The organism is Actinoplanes sp. DH11, from assembly GCF_020873875.1.
Lineage (GTDB): Bacteria > Actinomycetota > Actinomycetes > Mycobacteriales > Micromonosporaceae > Actinoplanes.
On sequence record NZ_JAHWGU010000021.1, the window covers coordinates 74,483 to 92,740 of the forward strand.

Sequence of the window (18,258 nt, forward strand, 5' to 3'; positions counted from 1 at the left end):
CCATAAGGCAAAGCGGTGTGCGGGCCCCAGCCGTCGAAGCCGGGACTCGCACACCGCAGAAAACAGACCTCAGTGCGCCATCGCCGGCGGCGCGTCCGGGTCGACGTCGAGGGGGCCGGTGCGGAAGAGGACCGCGGAAACGACCGCGGCGAGCAGGAAGAAGCCTGCCGACCACCAGAAGACGGTGTGGTAGCTCTCGATCGCGGCCTGTGCCTGCGCCAGCGGCGTCGGCTCCTTGCCCACCAGGTAGTCGCTGGCGGCGGTGGCGGCGAACGAGGAGAGCAGTGCGGTGCCGATCGAGCCGCCGATCTGCTGCACGGTGTTGATCATTGCGGAGGCTACGCCGGCGTCGGCGTGTGTGACGCCGGAAGTGGCGGCGTTCTGGGTGGGTGCGAAGACCAGGCCCAGGCCGAGGCCGATGATGATCAGGCCGGGCAGGACGTTTGCGGCGTACGTGGAGTTCAGGTCGAGCTGGGTCAGGAACAGCATGCCGCCGGCTGCGACAAGGGCGCCGACCGGGACCAGCGGGCGCGGGCCGATCTTCGGGGTGAGGATCGAACCGGCGGTGGTCGCGGTCAGCATCACGGCGCCGAGCATGGGCAGGAAGGCCAGGCCGGTCCGGACGGGCGTGAACTGCAGGATCGCGGTGAGGTAGTAGGTGAGGAAGAGGAAGATGCCGAACATGCCCGCGCCGGTGATCGCCACGGAGATGTAGGAGCCGCCGCGGTTGCGGTCGAGGACGACGCGCAGCGGCAGCAGGGGGTGCGCCACGCGGCGCTCAATCGCGATGAAGAGTCCGAGAATGATTAGTCCGGCGATGATCGGGCCGAGCGTCATGACGTCGGTCCAGCCGTCGGTCTCGGCGTTGGCGAGGCCGTAGACGAGGGCGACCAGGCCCGCGATGGCGGTCACCGCGCCGGGGATGTCGATCTTGCCGTGGGCGGCGATCGGCTCGTCCTTGAGCTTCAGGAACGCGCCGAGCACGGCGATCGCGGCGATCACCAGGTTGACGTAGAGGCACCAGCGCCAGGACACGTACTCGGTGAGCACGCCGCCCAGCAGCAGGCCGATGCCGCCGCCGGCGCCGGAGATGGCGCCGAAGATGCCGAAGGCCTTGCCGCGTTCGGCGGGCTCGGTGAACGTCGTGGAGAGCAGTGAGAGGGCGGCCGGGGCGAGCGCCGCACCGAAGGCGCCCTGCAGGGCGCGGGCGAAGATCAGCACTTCGAGGTTCTGCGCGGCGCCGCCGAGGGCCGAGGCGAGCGCGAAACCGATCAGGCCGATGACGAACATCCGCTTGCGGCCGAAGAAGTCGGAGAGGCGGCCGCCGAGCAGCAGCAGGCTGCCGAAGGCGAGGGCGTACCCGGTGACCACCCACTGCCGGCCGGCGTCGTCGAACGCGAGGTCGGCCTGCGCGGTGGGCAGCGCGATGTTCACGATCGTCGCGTCCAGCACCACCATGAGCTGCGCCAGCGCGAGCACCACGAGGGCCCACCAGCGCCCGGACGACGCCTGCTCCTCACGTCCCGCGGGACGTGGTCGATCAGTAAGCGTGCTCATCGCAGCCTTTCAAGAAGTTGAGGTACATCCTCCGCTTCGGCAGGCTAGCAGTGGAAGTTGAGGATTAACCTCCACTTGGTTGTAGGCTTCGACACATGAGCACGGAGGTCCGGGACACATGAGCACCGAGACCCGGCCGCTGCGCCGCGACGCCCAGCGCAACCGGGAGCGGATCATCGCGGCCGCGCACGAGGTCTTCGCCACCCGCGGGTTCGCGGCCACGCTCGACGACGTGGCCCATCACGCGGGTGTCGGCGTGGGCACGGTCTACCGCCGCTTCCCCACCAAGGAGGCGCTGGTCGAGGCGGTCTTCACCGACCGCCTGGAGGACATGGTCACGCTCGCCGAGGAGGCCCTGGCCGCGCCGAGCGCGTGGGCGGGCCTGGTCGAGTTCCTGCGCCGGGCGGCCCGGCTGCACTCCGCCGACCGCGGGCTGCGCGACGCCTCGCTGAGCATGAACGAGCGGCACTTCGCCCGGATCGGCGAGCACATGCTGCCGCTGATCCAGCAGATCCTGGACCGGGCGCACGCCGAGGGGACGCTACGGCCGGACGCCGGGATCCAGGACTTCCCGATCATCATGGCGATGGTGACCGAGCTGGCGCAGAACAGCTCGGCCTGCCGTGCCGAGCTGTACGAGCGTTACCTGCTGCTGATCGTGGACGGCCTACGGGCCCGGCCGGACAACAGCGACCTCGGCCCGCAGCTGTCCGACCAGGACGTACAGGCCGTGATGCGGGAGTGCGTCCCCCCGCTGAAAAGCCGCTGAAACCGCTGAAAGCCGCTGAAGCCGCCGAAAGGCGCGGAAAGCGGCTGAGGAGCGGCTGAGCAGGCGACGGGTCAGGAACTACCGGCCAGCACGTGCCAGCGCGCCAGGTTGTGCCGGGCGTCGACGAGCGCGTCGTGCCGGCCGGCCATCTCGGGCAGCTTCGGCCGCCCCAGGTCGTCCCACCGCTGCCGCAGGTCCTTGGTGAACCGCGGGATCTCCCGGGGCAGCGCCGGCATCGCACCCCACAGCTGGGCGAGCGCCACGTGGTCGTAGGCCGCGTACCACGCCCAGAGCTCCATCTGCTCGGAACGGCCGCGCAGCGGCTCCATCAGGAACTCGTAGAGGTCCTCGCGGATGCGCTCGCGGCTGCGCCACGCCTTGTCGGACGGTGACGGCAGCTTGTCGAGCACGTTGCGGCGCACCCAGGGCACCGCACGTGAGTCGTCGAACTCGGTGCTGACCGCATAGAACTCGCGGCCGAACTCGTCGACGACACCGATCGAGACCAGGTCGACGATCCGGCCGTCCTCGATGAATTCGCAGTCGTAAAAATAGCGGTAGGGCATCGGAGCCATCTTCGCGCATCGTCACCCGGGCATGGACTCCAGGGCCTCCCGCGCCCGGCCGAGTCCGATCGAGCAGTCCCACAACGCCGCCCGGTAGGCGTGCACCGCCCAGCGCAGCCGCAGCAGCACCGGCAGCGCGGCGTCCAGTTCGTCGGCGCCGACGGGTCCGGCCGCGCGGTACCCGTCGAGCAGTTCACCGGCGTGTTCCGGACCGCCGGCGTAGGCGACGGCCGCCGCCACGTCGTAGACCAGCGGCCCGGTTCCGGCGGACCCGCAGTGCAGCAGGCCCGTCCGCCCGGTCTCCGGGTCCAGGACGAACGCGTCGGCGGCCGGGTCGCCGTGCAGGACCCCGTAGGTGAGCTGGTCGGTCACGGTGAGCCGGGTCGCCGCGGCGACCGCGCCGGCGACGGCACCCCGCAGCCAGGGTTCCGCGTCCAGATGGGGCGCGTCGGGGTCGAGGAGCTGCCACGGGCGCAGGCCCGGATGCCGGAAACCCTGCAGAGCCTCGTGTACGACGCCGAGCCGCTCACCCCACCACTGCTGGTCGATCGGGTCCCGGCCGTCCAGATGGCGTCCCGGCAGCCGGCGCAGCACGGCGAGCGCACCGTCCGCGGTCTCCACGGTGAGCGCGCCGGCGAGGGTGCGGACGGGTTCGCCCGCGTCGATCCGCCGGCCGCGCAGGTGTTCGGCGGCCACCAGTCCGGCTTCCATCGGCTGTCGCGCGCCGGTTTCGGTGAGCCGGGCGACGTACCGCTCGGGGCCGGCCGTGATCTCCCAGCCCAGGGACATCAGGGCGCCCGGCCGCTCGGCGATCTCCGAGGGGACGAGGTGCCACTGTTCGCGCAATGTCGATCGAAGGAGCTCATCATCCGGCACCGCGGGATTATCTCGGCAGATGCCACCAAAGCGACGGACAGCGGGGGCGACAATCACAGAAGGCGATGGGAGGTTTACAGAAAGCGACCGAAGCGACATGATCGTACGGGGGCGAGCGTCGATGTCCGACAAGAAATGGCGTTCGGGGCACGCTTCATGCTAAGAGTGATCGTTCGCGTCGTGGGGCCGGCGCCGGCCGGGTCGACGCGTGTCCCCACAGGGGGAGGGAATAGCGCCGTGGACCATCGCTTGCCGGACGGGGGAGACGCGCTCACCGGCGTGGAAATGTTCGCGGGGCTGGAGCCGGACGTACGTCACCGCGTCATCGCCACCGCCGTACCACGTCATTACCGCAAAGGTCAGATCCTCTTCGTCGAGCACGACCCCGGCGACTCTCTGATCATCATGAAACGCGGCGCGGTGGCGGTCTTCCGCACCGCGCCGACCGGTGAGCGCGCCGTGCTCACCGTCGTCCGCCCGCCCGACGTGCTCGGCGAGGTCTCGCTGCTGGACGCCTCGACCCGCAGTGCGTCCGCCGAGGCGATCGAGGACTCGCAGGCGCTCTCGCTCTCCCGGGCCGCCTTCATGGATCTGGTCCACTCGAACCCGCGCATCCTGGACGCCGTGATGCGCTCGGTCGGCGGCCTGATCCGGCGGCTCACCGAGCAGAACGCCGACCACGTCTTCCTCGACCTGCCCGGCCGGGTGGCCAAGACCCTGGTCCGCCTCTCCGGCGAGAGCCAGGCTCCGATGATCACCATCGAGCTCAACCAGAGTCAGCTCGCCGAGATGGCCGGCGGCTCCCGGCAGAGCGTGAACCAGGCGATCGGCTCGTTCGCCAACCGCGGCTGGCTGCGCACCGAGGGCCGGCGGATCGTGGTGACCGACGTGCAGGCCCTCAGACGCCGCGCGGGGATGAACTGACGGCGCCGCGCCGGGATGAGCTGAGGGCGCCACGCGGGGATGAGCTGAGGGCGCCTCAGGCCGCGGCCGGGGCCTTCATCGTGGACGCGTAGACGTCGACGTACTCGCGGCCGGAGAGCGCCATCAGCTCGTACATGATCTCGTCCGTGATGGCCCGTTCGACGAACCGGTCACCGCGGCTCTCCGCGTAGCGGGAGAAGTCGAGCGGCTTGCCGACCCGGATCCGGACCCGCTTCACCGTCGGGATCAGCGTGCCGGTCGGCTGGATCTCGTCGGTGTTCAGCAGCGCCACCGGCACCACCGGGGCGCCGCTCTCCAGCGCCAGCCGGGCCACCCCGGTCTTGCCGCGGTAGAGCCGCCCGTCCGGCGAGCGGGTGCCCTCCGGGTAGATCCCCGCGACGTTGCCCTGCTTCAGCACCCGCAGCAGGGTGTCCAGGGCCGCCTGCGCCGCCTCACCACCCGAACGGTCCACCGGGATCGTCCCGGCGCCGACGAAGAACATCCGGGAGAACCATCCCTTGATCCCCTTGCCGGTGAAGTATTCGGCTTTGGCGACGAATGTCACTCGCCGCCGCATGATCAGCGGGGTGAAGATCGAGTCGGAGAACGAGAGATGATTACAGGCCAGGATCACCGGGCCGGAGCGCGGCACGTTCTCGAGCCCTTCCACCTTGGGGCGGAAGACCAGTCTCAGCAACGGTCCGAGGACCACCAACTTCAGTAGCCAGTAGAACACTGACGTCCTTTCCGCGGATGCCACCGGCGTCCCGGGGCGAAGTGAAGCGTACGAAGCGGGAGCGGCGCGCCACAACGCACTCCCGCAACAGGTGCCTGCCGTGTCACCATTCAAGGCACGGTCGGCAAGGGGGTGCATCGGTGACAACGGGTGGCGCCCGTCGGGGGCGACGCGACAACGGGCTCGACGCGGCGGATTACGCCGTGGCGGGTGACGTTGATCCGCGGGTCGGCGAGCATCTGCTCGACGTGCTGGCCGCCGGCGGTATAGCGGCATACCTTCAGCCCACGGCTGATCTGAACCCGATCCTGCGTGCGACGACTCTGCCCGCGCGGCCGATCGACCGGCTCTACGTGGACCGGACCCGGCTGGACACGGCCCGGGAGCACCTGCACAAGGTGACCGGCGGCCTGCCGCCGACCCCGCCGCCCGCTCCCCCGGCGGACCCCCGGCCGCAGGCCGAGGTGGACGCCGAGTGGGAAAAGATCATCGCGGGGTTCCACACCACCGCCGACGCCGGCGGGCCGATCGCGCCGTGGCCGGCCGCGGAGAGCGCCGAGCCGGCGGAGTCGCCCCGGTCCACCGGGCGCCCGGTGGACGAGGAGGGCCGCCCGCTGAACCGGCGGCGCACCGACCCGCCGCCGGAGGAGGACCAGTCCCTCCTCTACGGACTCGACACGTTCGGCGCGGGCCTGCCGGAGGACGACGACGAGGACGAGCGGTACGTCCCGCCACCGCCACCGCCCATGCCGCAGATCTCGAAGTACGCGGTGATCGGCCTGCTCGGCGTGGTCCTCGGTTTCCTGCTCTTCCTCTTCCCGCGCCTGCTGCCGCTGGACAGCACCTACGTGACCCTCTTCGGCTTCGCGGGCATCGTCGGCGGCGCGGTGATGCTGGTCTGGCGTCTGCGCTCCGGCGATGACGACGACGACCTGGACGACGGTGCCGTGGTCTAGGTCACGGCGATCCCCGTACAGGCATTGATGATCGTAGGTACCGACCCGGTAACCTACGGTGATGCGTCAGAGCTCGCTCGTCGTCGTCGCCAACCGTCTGCCGCTGGATGACAACGCCGCCCCGGACGGTGCCTGCGAATGGCGCCGCAATCCCGGCGGCCTGGCCAGTGCCCTGCACGCGATCCTGGAACCGACGCCGGCCACCTGGGTCGGCTGGGCCGGTGGGCTCGGCCCGGCGCCGCAGCTGCCGGACATCGGCGGCCTGCGGCTGCGGCCGGTGTCGCTGAGCGCCGACGAACTGCGCGGCTATTACGAGGGCTTCGCGAACTCCACGCTCTGGCCGCTCTACCATGACGCGGTGCAGCAACCGGTGTTCGACCGGGACTGGTGGGAGACGTACCGGATCGTCAACCGCCGCTTCGCCGAGGCCGCGGCCGAGGTCGCCGAGGACGGCGCCGCCGTCTGGGTGCAGGACTACCACCTCCAGCTGGTGCCGCAGATGCTGCGCGACCTGCGGCCGGACCTGCTGATCGGCTTCTTCATGCACGTGCCGTTCCCGCCGCCCGAGCTCTACATGCAGCTCCCGCGCCGGGTGGAGCTGCTGCGCGGCATGCTCGGTGCGGACCTGGTCGGCTTCCAGCGCCCGCAGGCCGCGCACAACGTCGCCCAGCTCGCCCAGAAACTGCTCGCCGCGCAGGCCACCGACGACGCGATCACGGTGGACGGGCGAACGGTACGCACCGGGGCGTTCCCGGTCTCCATCGACGTGGCCGAGATGCGCGCCCTGGCCGGCCGGCCCGACGTGGTCGCCCGCGCCAAAAAGCTGCGGCACGACCTGGGCCGCCCGAAACGGGTGCTGCTCAGCGTGGACCGGCTGGATTACACCAAGGGCATCGAGCACCGGCTCACCGCGTACAGCGAGCTGCTGCGCGACGGGCACGTGAAGGTCCGCGACACCGTGATGGTGCAGGTGGCGGTGCCCAGCCGGGAAGGGGTCGACACCTACCAGGAGCTGCGCGACCGGATCGAGGGCGAGGTCGGCCGGATCAACGGCGAGTTCGGGCGGGTCGGCGAGACGGCCATCCACTACCTGAACCAGCCGTTCGACCGGTCCGAGCTGGCCGCCCTCTACCGGACCGCGGACGTCATGGTGGTCACCCCGCTGCGGGACGGGATGAACCTGGTCGCCAAGGAGTTCGTGGCGGCCCGCGAGGACGGCGCCGGCGCGCTGGTGCTCAGCGAGTTCGCCGGGGCGGCCGCCGAGCTGGAGCAGGCCTTCCTGGTGAACCCGCACGACGTGGACGGCCTCAAGGAGACCCTGCTGCACGCGATGAGCGCCGGACCCGCCGACCTGACGGCCCGGATGACGGCGATGCGGCAGCACCTGGCCGGGCACGACATCCGGGCCTGGGCACGCGCCTACCTGACCACCCTCGACCACACCGGCCGGCTCGCCGAGCGGCTGCCGGGGACCCCCGAGCCGCCCCGGCTGCGCCTGCCGAGACAGCGGTCGGCGCAGCGCCGCACCTGAGCTGCGTCACAGGCCCGGCGCCGGCAACTCCTTCGCCAGCCAGTCCAGGATCGCGTCGATCGGCTCGGTCCACCCGGTCTCCAGCATCAGGTCGTGACCCATGCCGGGGAAGAGCAGGGGCGCGCCGCCGTAGCGTGCCGCCGCCCGGTCCAGCGCCGGCCGGCGCACCACCCGGTCGTCCGGGCTGCCGGCCACCAGCACCGGCGGGGCACCCACCGGCCGCGGCAGCGCCGCCCGGGTGAGCAGTTCCGGCCGCGGCCGCGAGCCGGCGCCGAGGCGGTCCAGGACACCCTCCGGGGCCGCGCCGGCGAAGAGCTGCCGGGCGCTCAGCCGCAGCCGGCCGCCGAACAGTGCCGGCAGCGTGCCGGACGGGTTGGCGCGCACCGCCGACCCGAGCGCCGCCCAGCCGTCCAGCACCGGCGCGACAAGCACCGCGGCGCGAGCCGGGTAACGGCCCAGAGCCCGCGCCACCACCAGGGCGCCGACGCCGTGGCCGAGCAGCACGGTCCGGCGCGGCAGGGACGCGGCGACCTGCACCACGTCGTGGACCCGGGCCCGGAGATCGCCGCCCGGCCGGGGGCTCACCGCGTACGCCGGGAAGCCGCGACCGGCGGCGTGCCCGAGCCAGTGCTCGGCGAACGCCCAGGCGCCGTGCCCGAGGCCGGGGACGAAGAGCAGCGGCGGGTTCTCCCGGTCGTCGTCCGGCAGGCGCGACACGACCTCCCGGGCGGCCGGCGGCACCGGGTCCGTCCAGTCCGCGAACCGCACCAGCTCCGGGCCGGCGAAGCCGGTACTCATCGAACGCCCTCCATCTCGCTCAGGAGGCCCTCGACGGCCCGCAGGTAGGCCACATGGTCCACCTCGAACCAGTGCCGCTGAGAGGGCACCACACGGCGCCGCGACCAGCTCTCCAGCGGCCGGGCGGACTCCTTCTGCTGCACCGCGGCGGCCCGGGCCGGGTCGGTGGCGCGCAACCGCAGCCAGCGGGCCACCGCCACGCTCTGCCAGTGCGCCAGCGGGAAGAGGCCGGCGTCCGGCTGGAGCAGCCCGATCACGGCCAGGGTCGGATGGCGGCGGGCGAACGCATGCAGGTGCAGGTCGGGCCGGCCGTCCTCGTCGGCCTCCAGCAGCTCGGGGGCGAGGAAGTCGAAGCGCGGCCGGTAACCGGTCGCGGTGATCACCAGGTCCGGTTCGATCCGGCTGCCGTCGGTCAGCACCACGCCCGCGCCGTCGTACCGCGCCACGTCCGGCACCGGCTCGATCCGGCCGTGCCCCAGGTAGTACGGGAGCTGGCTGTTGACGACCGGGTGGCTCTCGTACGGCCGGTGGTCCGGCTCGGGCAGCCCGTACCGGGTCAGGTCGCCGGTGGTGAGGCGCAGCACCCGGCGGTAGAGCCACTGACGCAGGCGCAGCGGCACCCGCCATCGCAGCAGCCGGTCGTTCACCTGATCGGCGGGTCGCCCGAAGAGGTACTTCGGCGCGTACCAGTACCCCCGCCGGGTGGAATGCCAGACCCGGGTGGCCTGCTGCGCCGCCTCGACGGCGATGTCGCAGCCGGTGTTGCCGCCGCCGACGACGAGCACCTTGCGGCCGCGCAGCCGGGCCGGGTCCTTGTACGCCCCGGCGTGCATCACCTCCCCGGTGAACTCGCCCGGGATCGACGGGGTGAGCGGCGACCAGTTGTGCCCGTTGGCGACGACGACGGCGGCGTACCGCTGGACGCGGGACGACTCGCCCCCGGTGGAGCGGATGGTCACGTCCCACCGGCCGTCGCCGGCCGGCTCCACCGACGACACCTCCATGCCGAACCAGATGTCGTCGCCGAGCCGGAAGTGCTTCGCGTAGCGCTCCAGGTAGTCCAGGACCTGCCGGTGATGGGGGTAGTCGGGCCAGGTGTCCGGCATCGGGAAGTCGGGGAACTCGGTGAGCGGCCGGGACGAGATCAGATGGGTCCCGGCATAGACCGGGCTGCGGTCGTGGCGCCAGTTCCACGCGCCGCCGACGGATGTCTCGCGCTCGTAGCAGTCGACGGCGAAGCCCAGCTCACGCAGGTTCTTGATCGCGGCAAGTCCGCTGGCTCCGGCGCCGACGACACAGACGGCGTCGCCACGGTCGCCCGGGTCGGGGGTGTCGTGCACCCGGCGATCCTCGCAGAGGCGACGCCTACGCGGAAGGGAGCCGGAGGTCCGCTACGACAGGTAAATGATCACTCGCTCGACGTGCTCGCTCGTCCTCGACGATCTCGTAACTGTCGATCGATACATCCGGCGAGACGAAGATCCCGTCGATCCGCCGCCGGGGCAGCGACGCCGGGAAGGTGGGCTCGTCCTTCTCCGTGGTCACCAGGGCGTCGGCCACCATCCGCCAGGCGCTGCCACCGGGCCCCTCGTTGAGGTCGGCCGCCATGATCAACGGACCGGTGACCGCCGCGGCCGCCGCCCGCCACCGGTCGGCCTGCGCCGGGCGCTCCGCCGGATCGGTCGCCAGGTGCGAGCCGGTGACCACGAACCGGGCCGACCCGTGCACCGACGCCTCGGCGAAGGCGGCGCCCCGCAGATGCCGCCCCGGGGTCAGCGGGTAACGCAGGCACCAGGTGCGGTGGATCGCCACCCGCAGGCTCACCAGCAGCAGGTTGCCCAGCGACGGCAGGCCGCCCGCGGCCACCACCAGGCCGGACTCGGCGGCCAGCGAAGCGCACCTGTCGCGCCAGCGGAACCGGCGCGGCGCCTCCTGCACCACCAGGACGTCCGGGGCCAGGTCACGGATCAGGCCGGTCAGAGCCGCCCGGTCGTCGCGCAACCCGTGGACGTTGTAGCTCACCACCCGCACCGGGACCCCGGACATCCGCACCCCGTCTCAGGCCCGGCGGGCCAGGTCGGCGGCGCCGACCACACCGGCCGCGTTGCCCATCTCGGCGGCCCGGACCTCGGCCACCGGGAACCGGTCGCGCTGCGCGAGCTGGTCGCGGTACGCCTGCTCGGCCGGGCCCATCAGCAGCGGTCCCGCGTCGATCACGCCACCGCCGATCACCATGATCTGCGGGTCGAGGCTCTGCGCGAGGTCCGCCAGCGCCACCCCGAGCCAGTAGCCGACCTGGGCGAACGCGTCCATCGCGACACCGTCGCCGGCCTGGGCCGCCTCGGTGATCTGCCGGCCGGTGATCGCCAGGGCGTCACCGCCGGCCAGCTCGAGCAGCCGGCCGGCGCGCTCCGGCTCCTGCCGGGCACCCGCGCGGGCGAACCGGACCAGGGCATTGCCGCTGGCGTACTGCTCCAGGCAACCGAGCCGGCCGCAACCGCACGGGTGGCCGTCCGGAACCGACTGGATGTGCCCCAGCTCGGCGGCGATGCCGTGCGCACCGTGCCAGAGCTTCCCGTTGATCACGATGGCGCCGCCGATGCCGGTGCCCACGGTGATCATCACCATCGAGTCGTCGGCGTGCTGGGCGACACCGAACCGGAACTCGGCCCAGCCCGCCACGTTCGCGTCGTTCTCCAGCACCGTCGGCAGGTTGACCGCCTTGGAGACGTAGTCGCGCAGCGGCTCGTCCCGCCAGGCCAGGTTCGGCGCGAACAGCACGGTCGAGCCGGCGGCGTCGATCCACGCCGCGGCGCCGATCCCGATCGCGGTCGCCTCCGGGTACTGCTCCGCCAGCTCGGCGGCGACCTCGACGATCGTGTCCCGGGTGGCGGCCGGGTCCTCCGCCGGCGTCGGCCGGCGGTTCGACGCGAGCACGTTGCCGTTCTCGTCGACCACGCCACCGGCGACCTTGGTACCGCCGACGTCGATTCCGATGGTCAGCGTCACGCTGCCCGTCCCCTCTGCAAACAGTTCACACCGCGTCGCCACGCCGGGCGCCGTCGCCCGGACCGGCACCGTCGCGGTCCTCGGGCGCCTCGGCGCCCAGCACATGATCCACGCTACGGTGCCCGGCCGCGTCACCCGCCGCGGCCTCCGTGCCGGGCGCGCCGGGTGCCGCGGCGGTGGCCGCTGCCCAGACATCCGACCCCGCAGGAGTACGGGTGACCCGAGCCGCACCCCCATCGTCCGGCGAAACCGCCCCGCCGGTCTGCCGAGTCCCGCTTTCGCCCGCCGTTTTCCCCCGGCCGGCCCGCTCCCCGGCCTCCCGCGCCCCCTGCTCCCGCGCCCCCTGCGCCTCCCGGGCCGCCCGTTCCCGCGCTTCCTGCGCAGCCTGGGCCGACCGCTCCCGCGCTTCCTGCGCAGCCTGGGCCGACCGCTCCCGCGCCGCCTTGGCCGCCGCCACCGCCTGAGCCACCGCTTCCTCGGCGGCCGCCGCCCGGGCCCGTGCCGCCGCAGCCGCCTCCCGGGCGCTCTCCGCGGACACCGCCGCCCACGGATCGGTCGCGCCCCCCGCGGACTCCGCACCGCCGAACAAGCCGGCACCGCCCGCACCCGCCGAACCGGCACCGCCCGCGCCCGCCCCACCGGCACCGCCCGCGCCCGCCCCACCGGCACCGCCCGCGCCCGCCTCATCGGCTGGGGACGACTCGTCGCCGGTGCGTGTCGCCGCCGACCAGACGCCGTCCGGGTTGCCCGGCCGTTGTTCCGGCGGCCGTTTCGCCGGGGCCGGCCGCGGCCGCTCCCCCGCCATCGCCGAGAAGGCGCGCATCAGCCCGGCCACCCCGGTCGCGATGTCGCCGGCACTGCTCGCCAGCCGCTCGGCCGTCTCCGGCGCCGGGTCACGCACCGCCGCGATCGCCTTGCAGACCGGGCAGACACAGCACTCGGCGCTGCCGGTGGACCAGGCGCCGTGCGACGACCCACCGGCGAGCCGCCCGGCCAGCGCCGCGACCGAGTCGCCGAGGAATTTCAGGGGGTCCGGCTCACCCGTACGCCCGGGGTCTCCGGCCGCCCGGGAAGCGCTTGCCGCGGCGCCCAGGCCGCTCGTCGCCGCCTTCGCGAGGAACGTCGCCACCAGCCGCTCGGCCTCGTCACGTGCGGAACCGGCCATCTCGCTCGCCTCCTGTCGCCGCCGCCGGTCAGGCCGGCGGCAGGCTCTCGACGCGGCGCTTGAGCTCCTTGAGCGCCGTATCCATGATCACTTTCTCGGCCTTGCGGCGGAACATGCCGAGCATGCCGATGGCGAGATCCACCGCCAGGGTGTAGGTCACCGTGGTCGAGCCGTCCGCGTTCTCCGCCAGGTCGTAGGAACCGTCCTGGGAGCGCTGCGTCTTCGACGGCTCGACCAGGTGCCACTCGATGCGGGAGAGATCGTCGGCGTACGCGTACTCCAAGGTGTATTCGTCGACGAGCACCGTCGCGTCGATCTGGAAACGGACCTGCGCGGCGTAACCGTCCTCGTACTCCTCGACGACCTCGGCCATCTTGATCGACTCGGCCCACTCCGGGTATCGCGGGAAGTCGCAGATCACGGCGGCCACGCGAGCCGCCGGAGCCTGGATCTGGATCGACTGGGTCGAGGTGTCGGCCATGCAGGGAGGCTACTCGTTGGGTGCGACAGAGCACGTGACCGGGCCGTCGCGCGGATGGGCCGATGTCGGTCCCGGCGGCTACCATCCGTCACGTGCCAGCCCTTGCCAGTGGTCCCGCGCGACTGCGCCCGGCGGAAGCCGCGGCCCGCGTCGTGATGCTCGCCCTGGTCGCCGTCCTCACCCTGACGGCCACCGACGACCCGCGACAGCTCGGGTGGATCGTGCTGCTCGCGATCGCCGCGGTGCCCGCCTTCGTCGCACGGGAGCACCCGTTCCTGGCACCCGCCGGCCGTTTCGCCGAGGTGATCGGGGCCGGCCTGGCGGCCGGTTTCATCGCGCACTCGGCCGACACCGTGGGCCGGGTCAGCGCCGGGTTCGGCGCCGAGGCCGTCCTGCCCTACCTCGCGGTGCCACTGCTCACGGCGGCACTGCACCGCCGCTCCGGCGAGGGGTCGGCGCTGCTCGGCGCCGCCGCGGCCGCCATGGCGATCGGCGGGCTGGCGTCCGGTTCGCTCGACGAGCCGGGTTATCTCGCGGCCGCCGGTCAGTGGCTGGTGCTCGGCGCCATCATCACGTACGCCGCCGAGACCATGCGCCAACTGCTCCAGCCGCCGGAGCCCACCCCGCAGCCCTACGCCGAGGCCACCCGGCTGCTCACCCAGCTGCGCAGCGTGGCCCGTTCGCTGCCCGGCGCCACCCTCGACCCGGGCGGCATCTCCGAGCACCTGCTGGAGGAGTTGCGTGCGGTCGCGCCGGGGCACCGGGCCGCGGTGCTGTCGGCGAGCGGCGGCGGGCGGCTCGTGGTGCTCGCCCAGAGCGGTGCCGAGCGGGTCGACTGGGAGACCACCCTCGACGCCGACTCGGCGATCGCCGACGCCTGGGCCACCCAGCAGCCGCAGGTCGCCAGCCGGTCGCAGGCACGCACTCACTCCGGCAGCGAGGCGTCGTCGCTGGTCGTCCCGCTGGTCGCCGGGGTCCGCACGATCGGTCTGGTGATCCTGGAGACGGATGCCAACGGTGCGTACCCGTCAGGGGTCGTCACCGCCGTGACCGAGGTGACCGGGCCGGCCGCGCTGCGGCTGGAGGCCGCCCTGCTCTTCGACGACGTGCGCTCGCTCGCCACCAACGAGGAGCGGCAGCGTCTGGCCCGGGAGATCCACGACGGGGTCGCGCAGGAGCTGGTGATGGTCGGCTACGGCATCGACAACGCGCAGGCGACCCTGCCGGAAGGCGCCGAGGAGACCGCCGAGGAGCTGCGCACCCTGCGCGGTGAGGTGACCCGGGTGATCACCGAGCTGCGGCTGAGCCTGTTCGAGCTGCGCTCCGAGGTCGACCGCAACGGCGGGCTGGCGGCCGCCATCGCGGAGTACGCACGCACGCTCGGCACCAGCGCCGGGCTGCGGGTGCACTTCACCTTCGACGAGTCGACCGCGCGGCTGCCGGCCGCCACCGAGGCGGAGCTGCTGCGCATCGCGCAGGAAGCGATCACCAACGCCCGCAAGCACGCCGGCGCCTCGAACCTCTGGGTGACCTGCACCGTCGACCCGCCGTACGCGGAGATCGAGGTGTCCGACGACGGCAAGGGCTTCGCGGACGAGCGCCCGGACGGCCGTTACGGCCTTACCATCATGGCCGAGCGTGCCGAACGGATCCGGGGACGTCTCAAGATCACGCCACGACACCCCAGCGGGACAACCGTCGCCGTAGTGCTCGGAACCCCGCCTCGGCGCGATAGCGTGCGGGAGAGTGTTTCCGCTCCAGAAGGGGAGTAACCCGACCATGACCACTCCTGCGCCGACCGGGCGCACCAAGGTCCTCCTAGTCGACGATCACGACCTGATCCGTAAAGGGCTGCGACACGCCTTCGAGCGCGACCGGCAGTTCGAGGTCGTCGGCGAGGCGGCGACCGCGGCGGAGGCAGTGCGCCAGGCCGGCGCCCTGCAGCCGGACGTCGTGATCATGGATCTGCGCCTGCCCGACGGCAGTGGCCTGGAGGCCACCCGGGCACTCCGCAAGAACAACTCCAACATGGGCATCGTGGTGCTGACCATGTATGCGGGCGACGACCAGCTGTTCGGTGCTCTCGAGGCCGGTGCCAGCGCGTTCGTGCCGAAAACCGCCCCCGCCGACGAGGTCGTGGCCGCCGCCCGGCATGCTGCCTCGGCACCCAGCGCGTTCACCGCGGCCGACCTGGCCGAGGCGATGAAGCGGCGGCTCGCGCCGTCCGGTCCGCAGCTCTCGCCGCGGGAGGGTCAGGTGCTCCGCCTGCTCGCCGACGGCATGAGCGTGGCCGGGATCGCGAAGCAGCTCTTCGTCTCCGAGTCGACCGCGAAGACCCACATCTCGAAGCTCTACGAGAAGCTGGGCGCGGCCAACCGGGCGCAGGCCCTGATGACCGCCCTCCGGCTGGGTCTGCTGGAAGCCCCCGACGCCCCGAAGTTCTAGACCCCCACATTCCGGACTTTTTCGGCGTTTCTCATTTCCGGGCAGCGGATCACCGTTTTCCGGGCACACCCGAGGAGCGCCGCAGGCAATGCGGCCGCCGCAGCGCAATGCCGCCGTCGCAGGCAGTCCGGACGCGGCAGCGACGAATCCCGGTGTCTCCGTGCCCCCGAGGTCCCCCCGCGGAGACGGCCAGGAACGTCCGCCCTCACTCGCCCAGGGAGTGCAACACCTTCCGGAGCAGTCCGTTGAGCTGCACCAGCTCCTCCGGTGACAGCGCGCTCATCGCCCGTTTGTCGCGCTCGATGCCCTCGAAGATGTAGCGGTCCCACATCTCCCGGCCCCGCGGCGTCGGCCTGATGATCATGCGGCGCCGGTCGCCGGCATCCACCTCGCGGGTCACCAGCCCCGCCTCCACCAGCCGGTCGAGCCGGCTGGTCATCGCCGCCCGCGTCACGTTCGCCGCCTCGGCCAGCTGGGCCGGTGTGGCCTCGGTCGGCCACGGCTGCACCATCAGCGCGTGCAGGGTCTTGTAGTCCTGCAACGTGAAGTCCTCGCTGCCGGCGAACGCCGCGGCGTCCTCCCGGCGGAGCCGCCGCTGGATGTGGATCATCCGGACCAGGGCGCCCTCCACCTCGGGGTCGAAGGCCGGCTCGTCCTTCCAGAACGCCGACCAGCGGGCGACGTGCTGATCCACGCTGTCTTCCATGGCCCGATTCTGCCACGGTTCTGACTATTAGATTGCTGATAGTTAGACGGTGAACTACTGTCGCCGCCATGAGACGCGATTTCCGGCTGCTCGCCACCGGGCAGGCCCTCTCCTGGCTCGGCAACGGCTTCCAGACCGTCGCCCTGGCCGTCGCCGTGGTCACCACCGGCGGCGGCGCGCGCGACCTCGGCCTCGTGATGGCCTCCTCGGTGCTCACCCTGCTCGCCGGCACCCTCTTCGGCGGCATCTGGGCCGACCGCCTCCAGCCGCGACGCGTCATGGTCGTCTCCGACCTGGTCCGGTTCCTGGCCACCGCCGGCATCGCCGCGATGTTCGCCGGCCTGCTCCCCGGCGGGTACCACCTCGGGCTGCTCTGCGCGTTCACCGTCGTCTCGGCCGGCGCCGGCAGCTTCTTCAGCCCCGCCATGACCGCGATCAAGCCGCTGCTGGTGCCGGTCGAGCGGCGCCAGCAGGCGAACGCCACGCTCAGCATGCTGCAGACAGCGTGCGGCATCGCCGGCCCCACACTCGGCGGCCTCACCGTCGCCGCCTTCGGCGCGCCGGCCGGCTTCGCGGCCAACGCGGTCAGCTTCCTCGCCGCGACGGTCCTGGTCGCCATGATCAGGGTACGGGCGGAGCGCGGTCCCCATGAGCCGATGCTGCGCGAACTCGCCGCCGGATGGCGGGAGATCCGCAGCCGGGACTGGCTGCTCGGCGGCCTGCTCGGCGCCACCGTCTACCACATCGCCAACGGCATGATCCTCGTCCTGGTGCAGGTGATCGCCGTCGAGCGGCTCGGCGGCGCACACGCGATCGGCTTGATCTCCGCGGCCGAAGGACTGGGCGGCTTCCTCGGCGCCGCCCTCGCGATGCGGTACCGGCCACGGCGCCTGCTACGCGCCGGCTGGCTCGCGCTGCTGCTCATGCCGGTCTGGGCGTTCGCATACGTCTGGCCCGGCGCACTCACCGCCGTCCTCGCCGGCGCGGTGATCGGCTACGCCGGGCTGATCTTCTTCGACGTCGCGTGGGAGACGGCCATCCAGGACAACGTGCCGCAGCGGATGCTCGGGCGGGTCGCGTCCTGGGACTACGTGACGTCGTTCCTGGCCATGCCGGTCGGCAACGCGCTGGCCGGGCCGATGGCCGACCGGTTCGGCACCGACCGGGTGCTGACCTGCTGCGCGGTCGTGCTGTTCCTGGCCGCGGCGTCCCAGATGCTGATCCGCGGCTCCCGGAACCTGACCCGTCGCGCGCCCGAACCGGCCGCCGGCCCGGCGCCGGCCCTGGTCAGCTGACCGCGTCCGGCTGCTCCCCTGCTCCGGGGAGCGGCCGGGCGCCGGACGAGTCCTCGCCGGCTTCGGGGAGCGGCCGGGCGCCGGGCGCATCCTCGCCGGCTTCGGTAAGAAGCGCTGCCACGGCGGCGATCAGTTGGGGCTTCGTCGGGACGCCCGTCGCACGCCGCGTCACCCGGCCGGCGGCGTCCAGGACGAACAGGGTCGGCGTGCGGTCCACCCCGAGTTCGCGTACCACGTCGAGGTGGCTCTCCGCGTCCACCTCGACGTGGCGCACACCCGGCAGCAGCGCGGCCACCTCACCGCTCACCCGGCGCACCGCCCGGCACGGGGCGCAGAACGCGGTCGAGAACTGGAGCAGCGTCACCGGGGCCGGCACCACACCCAGGCGGGCCAGCAGGGACGGGTCGATACGCGTACACGCCATGCCTGAAGAGTGACCGGAAA

The 18,258-nt window shown here is 72.5% G+C and carries 19 protein-coding genes; 7 read left to right on the forward strand and 12 right to left on the reverse strand.

Translation table 11 applies throughout. The features are described 5' to 3' along the window. Positions 1-69: 69 nt before the first annotated feature. Entirely contained in the window at positions 70-1,557 is a 1,488-nt protein-coding gene (locus tag LPA41_RS27515) for a DHA2 family efflux MFS transporter permease subunit (protein ID WP_229073792.1), read from the reverse strand. Positions 1,558-1,675: 118 nt separating this feature from the next. Between LPA41_RS27515 and LPA41_RS27520 the strand changes: the two genes are divergently transcribed. Next, entirely contained in the window at positions 1,676-2,326 is a 651-nt protein-coding gene (locus LPA41_RS27520; protein WP_229073793.1) for a TetR/AcrR family transcriptional regulator, read from the forward strand. Positions 2,327-2,397: 71 nt separating this feature from the next. On the opposite strand, the gene LPA41_RS27525 is transcribed toward LPA41_RS27520, so the two are convergent. Both LPA41_RS27525 and LPA41_RS27530 read right to left on the reverse strand, forming a co-directional pair. Further along, positions 2,398-2,892: a polyadenylate-specific 3'-exoribonuclease AS gene (locus LPA41_RS27525; RefSeq protein WP_229073794.1), complete on the reverse strand. Its 495-nt coding sequence runs from the start codon at positions 2,890-2,892 to the stop codon at positions 2,398-2,400. A gap of 21 nt (positions 2,893-2,913) precedes the next feature. Continuing rightward, positions 2,914-3,768, reverse strand: a complete 855-nt coding sequence (locus LPA41_RS27530) for a phosphotransferase enzyme family protein (protein ID WP_229073795.1) — start codon at positions 3,766-3,768, stop codon at positions 2,914-2,916. A 237-nt stretch (positions 3,769-4,005) separates the two neighbouring features. Here LPA41_RS27530 and LPA41_RS27535 point away from each other — a divergent pair, with 237 nt between their 5' ends. Beyond that, the gene (locus tag LPA41_RS27535) at positions 4,006-4,692 is read left to right on the forward strand and encodes a Crp/Fnr family transcriptional regulator (protein ID WP_229073796.1); all 687 of its coding nucleotides are present in this window, start codon (positions 4,006-4,008) and stop codon (positions 4,690-4,692) included. 55 nt (positions 4,693-4,747) lie between these two features. On the opposite strand, the gene LPA41_RS27540 is transcribed toward LPA41_RS27535, so the two are convergent. Continuing rightward, positions 4,748-5,428, reverse strand: a complete 681-nt coding sequence (locus LPA41_RS27540; RefSeq protein WP_229073797.1) for a 1-acyl-sn-glycerol-3-phosphate acyltransferase — start codon at positions 5,426-5,428, stop codon at positions 4,748-4,750. Positions 5,429-5,568: 140 nt separating this feature from the next. On the opposite strand from LPA41_RS27540, the gene LPA41_RS27545 reads away from it, so the two are divergent. Then, on the forward strand, positions 5,569-6,384 hold the full coding sequence (locus LPA41_RS27545; RefSeq protein ID WP_229073798.1) for a DUF308 domain-containing protein: 816 nt from the start codon (positions 5,569-5,571) through the stop codon (positions 6,382-6,384). A 61-nt stretch (positions 6,385-6,445) separates the two neighbouring features. Next, positions 6,446-7,915 carry a trehalose-6-phosphate synthase gene (locus tag LPA41_RS27550; RefSeq protein WP_229073799.1) on the forward strand — a complete coding sequence of 490 codons (1,470 nt, stop codon included), beginning with the start codon at positions 6,446-6,448 and terminating at the stop codon, positions 7,913-7,915. Between the two features lie 6 nt (positions 7,916-7,921). Here LPA41_RS27550 and LPA41_RS27555 read toward each other — a convergent pair whose 3' ends face one another. The 6 genes from LPA41_RS27555 to LPA41_RS27580 are packed head-to-tail and all read right to left on the reverse strand — an operon-like array spanning position 7,922 to position 13,368. Then, a complete protein-coding gene (locus tag LPA41_RS27555; RefSeq protein WP_229073800.1) occupies positions 7,922-8,713 on the reverse strand; it encodes an alpha/beta hydrolase in 792 nt (263 codons plus the stop codon). Continuing rightward, positions 8,710-10,053: an NAD(P)/FAD-dependent oxidoreductase gene (locus LPA41_RS27560; RefSeq protein ID WP_229073801.1), complete on the reverse strand. Its 1,344-nt coding sequence runs from the start codon at positions 10,051-10,053 to the stop codon at positions 8,710-8,712. Before LPA41_RS27560 ends, LPA41_RS27555 begins: the two co-directional genes overlap by 4 nt. 25 nt (positions 10,054-10,078) lie before the next feature. Next, positions 10,079-10,759 (reverse strand): endonuclease/exonuclease/phosphatase family protein, encoded by a 681-nt coding sequence (locus LPA41_RS27565; protein ID WP_229073802.1) that lies wholly within the window; start codon positions 10,757-10,759, stop codon positions 10,079-10,081. Between the two features lie 12 nt (positions 10,760-10,771). Next, positions 10,772-11,722: an ROK family glucokinase gene (locus tag LPA41_RS27570; protein ID WP_229073803.1), complete on the reverse strand. Its 951-nt coding sequence runs from the start codon at positions 11,720-11,722 to the stop codon at positions 10,772-10,774. A 25-nt stretch (positions 11,723-11,747) separates the two neighbouring features. Continuing rightward, positions 11,748-12,887: a hypothetical protein gene (locus tag LPA41_RS27575; RefSeq protein ID WP_229073804.1), complete on the reverse strand. Its 1,140-nt coding sequence runs from the start codon at positions 12,885-12,887 to the stop codon at positions 11,748-11,750. Positions 12,888-12,915: 28 nt separating this feature from the next. Next, on the reverse strand, positions 12,916-13,368 hold the full coding sequence (locus tag LPA41_RS27580; protein WP_229073805.1) for an SRPBCC family protein: 453 nt from the start codon (positions 13,366-13,368) through the stop codon (positions 12,916-12,918). Positions 13,369-13,460: 92 nt separating this feature from the next. Between LPA41_RS27580 and LPA41_RS27585 the strand changes: the two genes are divergently transcribed. Continuing rightward, positions 13,461-15,140 (forward strand): GAF domain-containing sensor histidine kinase, encoded by a 1,680-nt coding sequence (locus LPA41_RS27585; RefSeq protein WP_374238217.1) that lies wholly within the window; start codon positions 13,461-13,463, stop codon positions 15,138-15,140. A 7-nt stretch (positions 15,141-15,147) separates the two neighbouring features. Continuing rightward, the gene (locus LPA41_RS27590) at positions 15,148-15,813 is read left to right on the forward strand and encodes a response regulator (RefSeq protein WP_014441555.1); all 666 of its coding nucleotides are present in this window, start codon (positions 15,148-15,150) and stop codon (positions 15,811-15,813) included. 205 nt (positions 15,814-16,018) lie between these two features. On the opposite strand, the gene LPA41_RS27595 is transcribed toward LPA41_RS27590, so the two are convergent. After that, entirely contained in the window at positions 16,019-16,519 is a 501-nt protein-coding gene (locus LPA41_RS27595) for a MarR family winged helix-turn-helix transcriptional regulator (RefSeq protein WP_229073806.1), read from the reverse strand. A 68-nt stretch (positions 16,520-16,587) separates the two neighbouring features. On the opposite strand from LPA41_RS27595, the gene LPA41_RS27600 reads away from it, so the two are divergent. Then, positions 16,588-17,814, forward strand: a complete 1,227-nt coding sequence (locus tag LPA41_RS27600) for an MFS transporter (protein ID WP_229073807.1) — start codon at positions 16,588-16,590, stop codon at positions 17,812-17,814. On the opposite strand, the gene LPA41_RS27605 is transcribed toward LPA41_RS27600, so the two are convergent. Further along, positions 17,807-18,238 carry a thioredoxin family protein gene (locus LPA41_RS27605; RefSeq protein ID WP_229073808.1) on the reverse strand — a complete coding sequence of 144 codons (432 nt, stop codon included), beginning with the start codon at positions 18,236-18,238 and terminating at the stop codon, positions 17,807-17,809. The two genes, LPA41_RS27600 and LPA41_RS27605, sit on opposite strands and share 8 nt — an antisense overlap. Between the last annotated feature and the right edge of the window lie 20 nt (positions 18,239-18,258).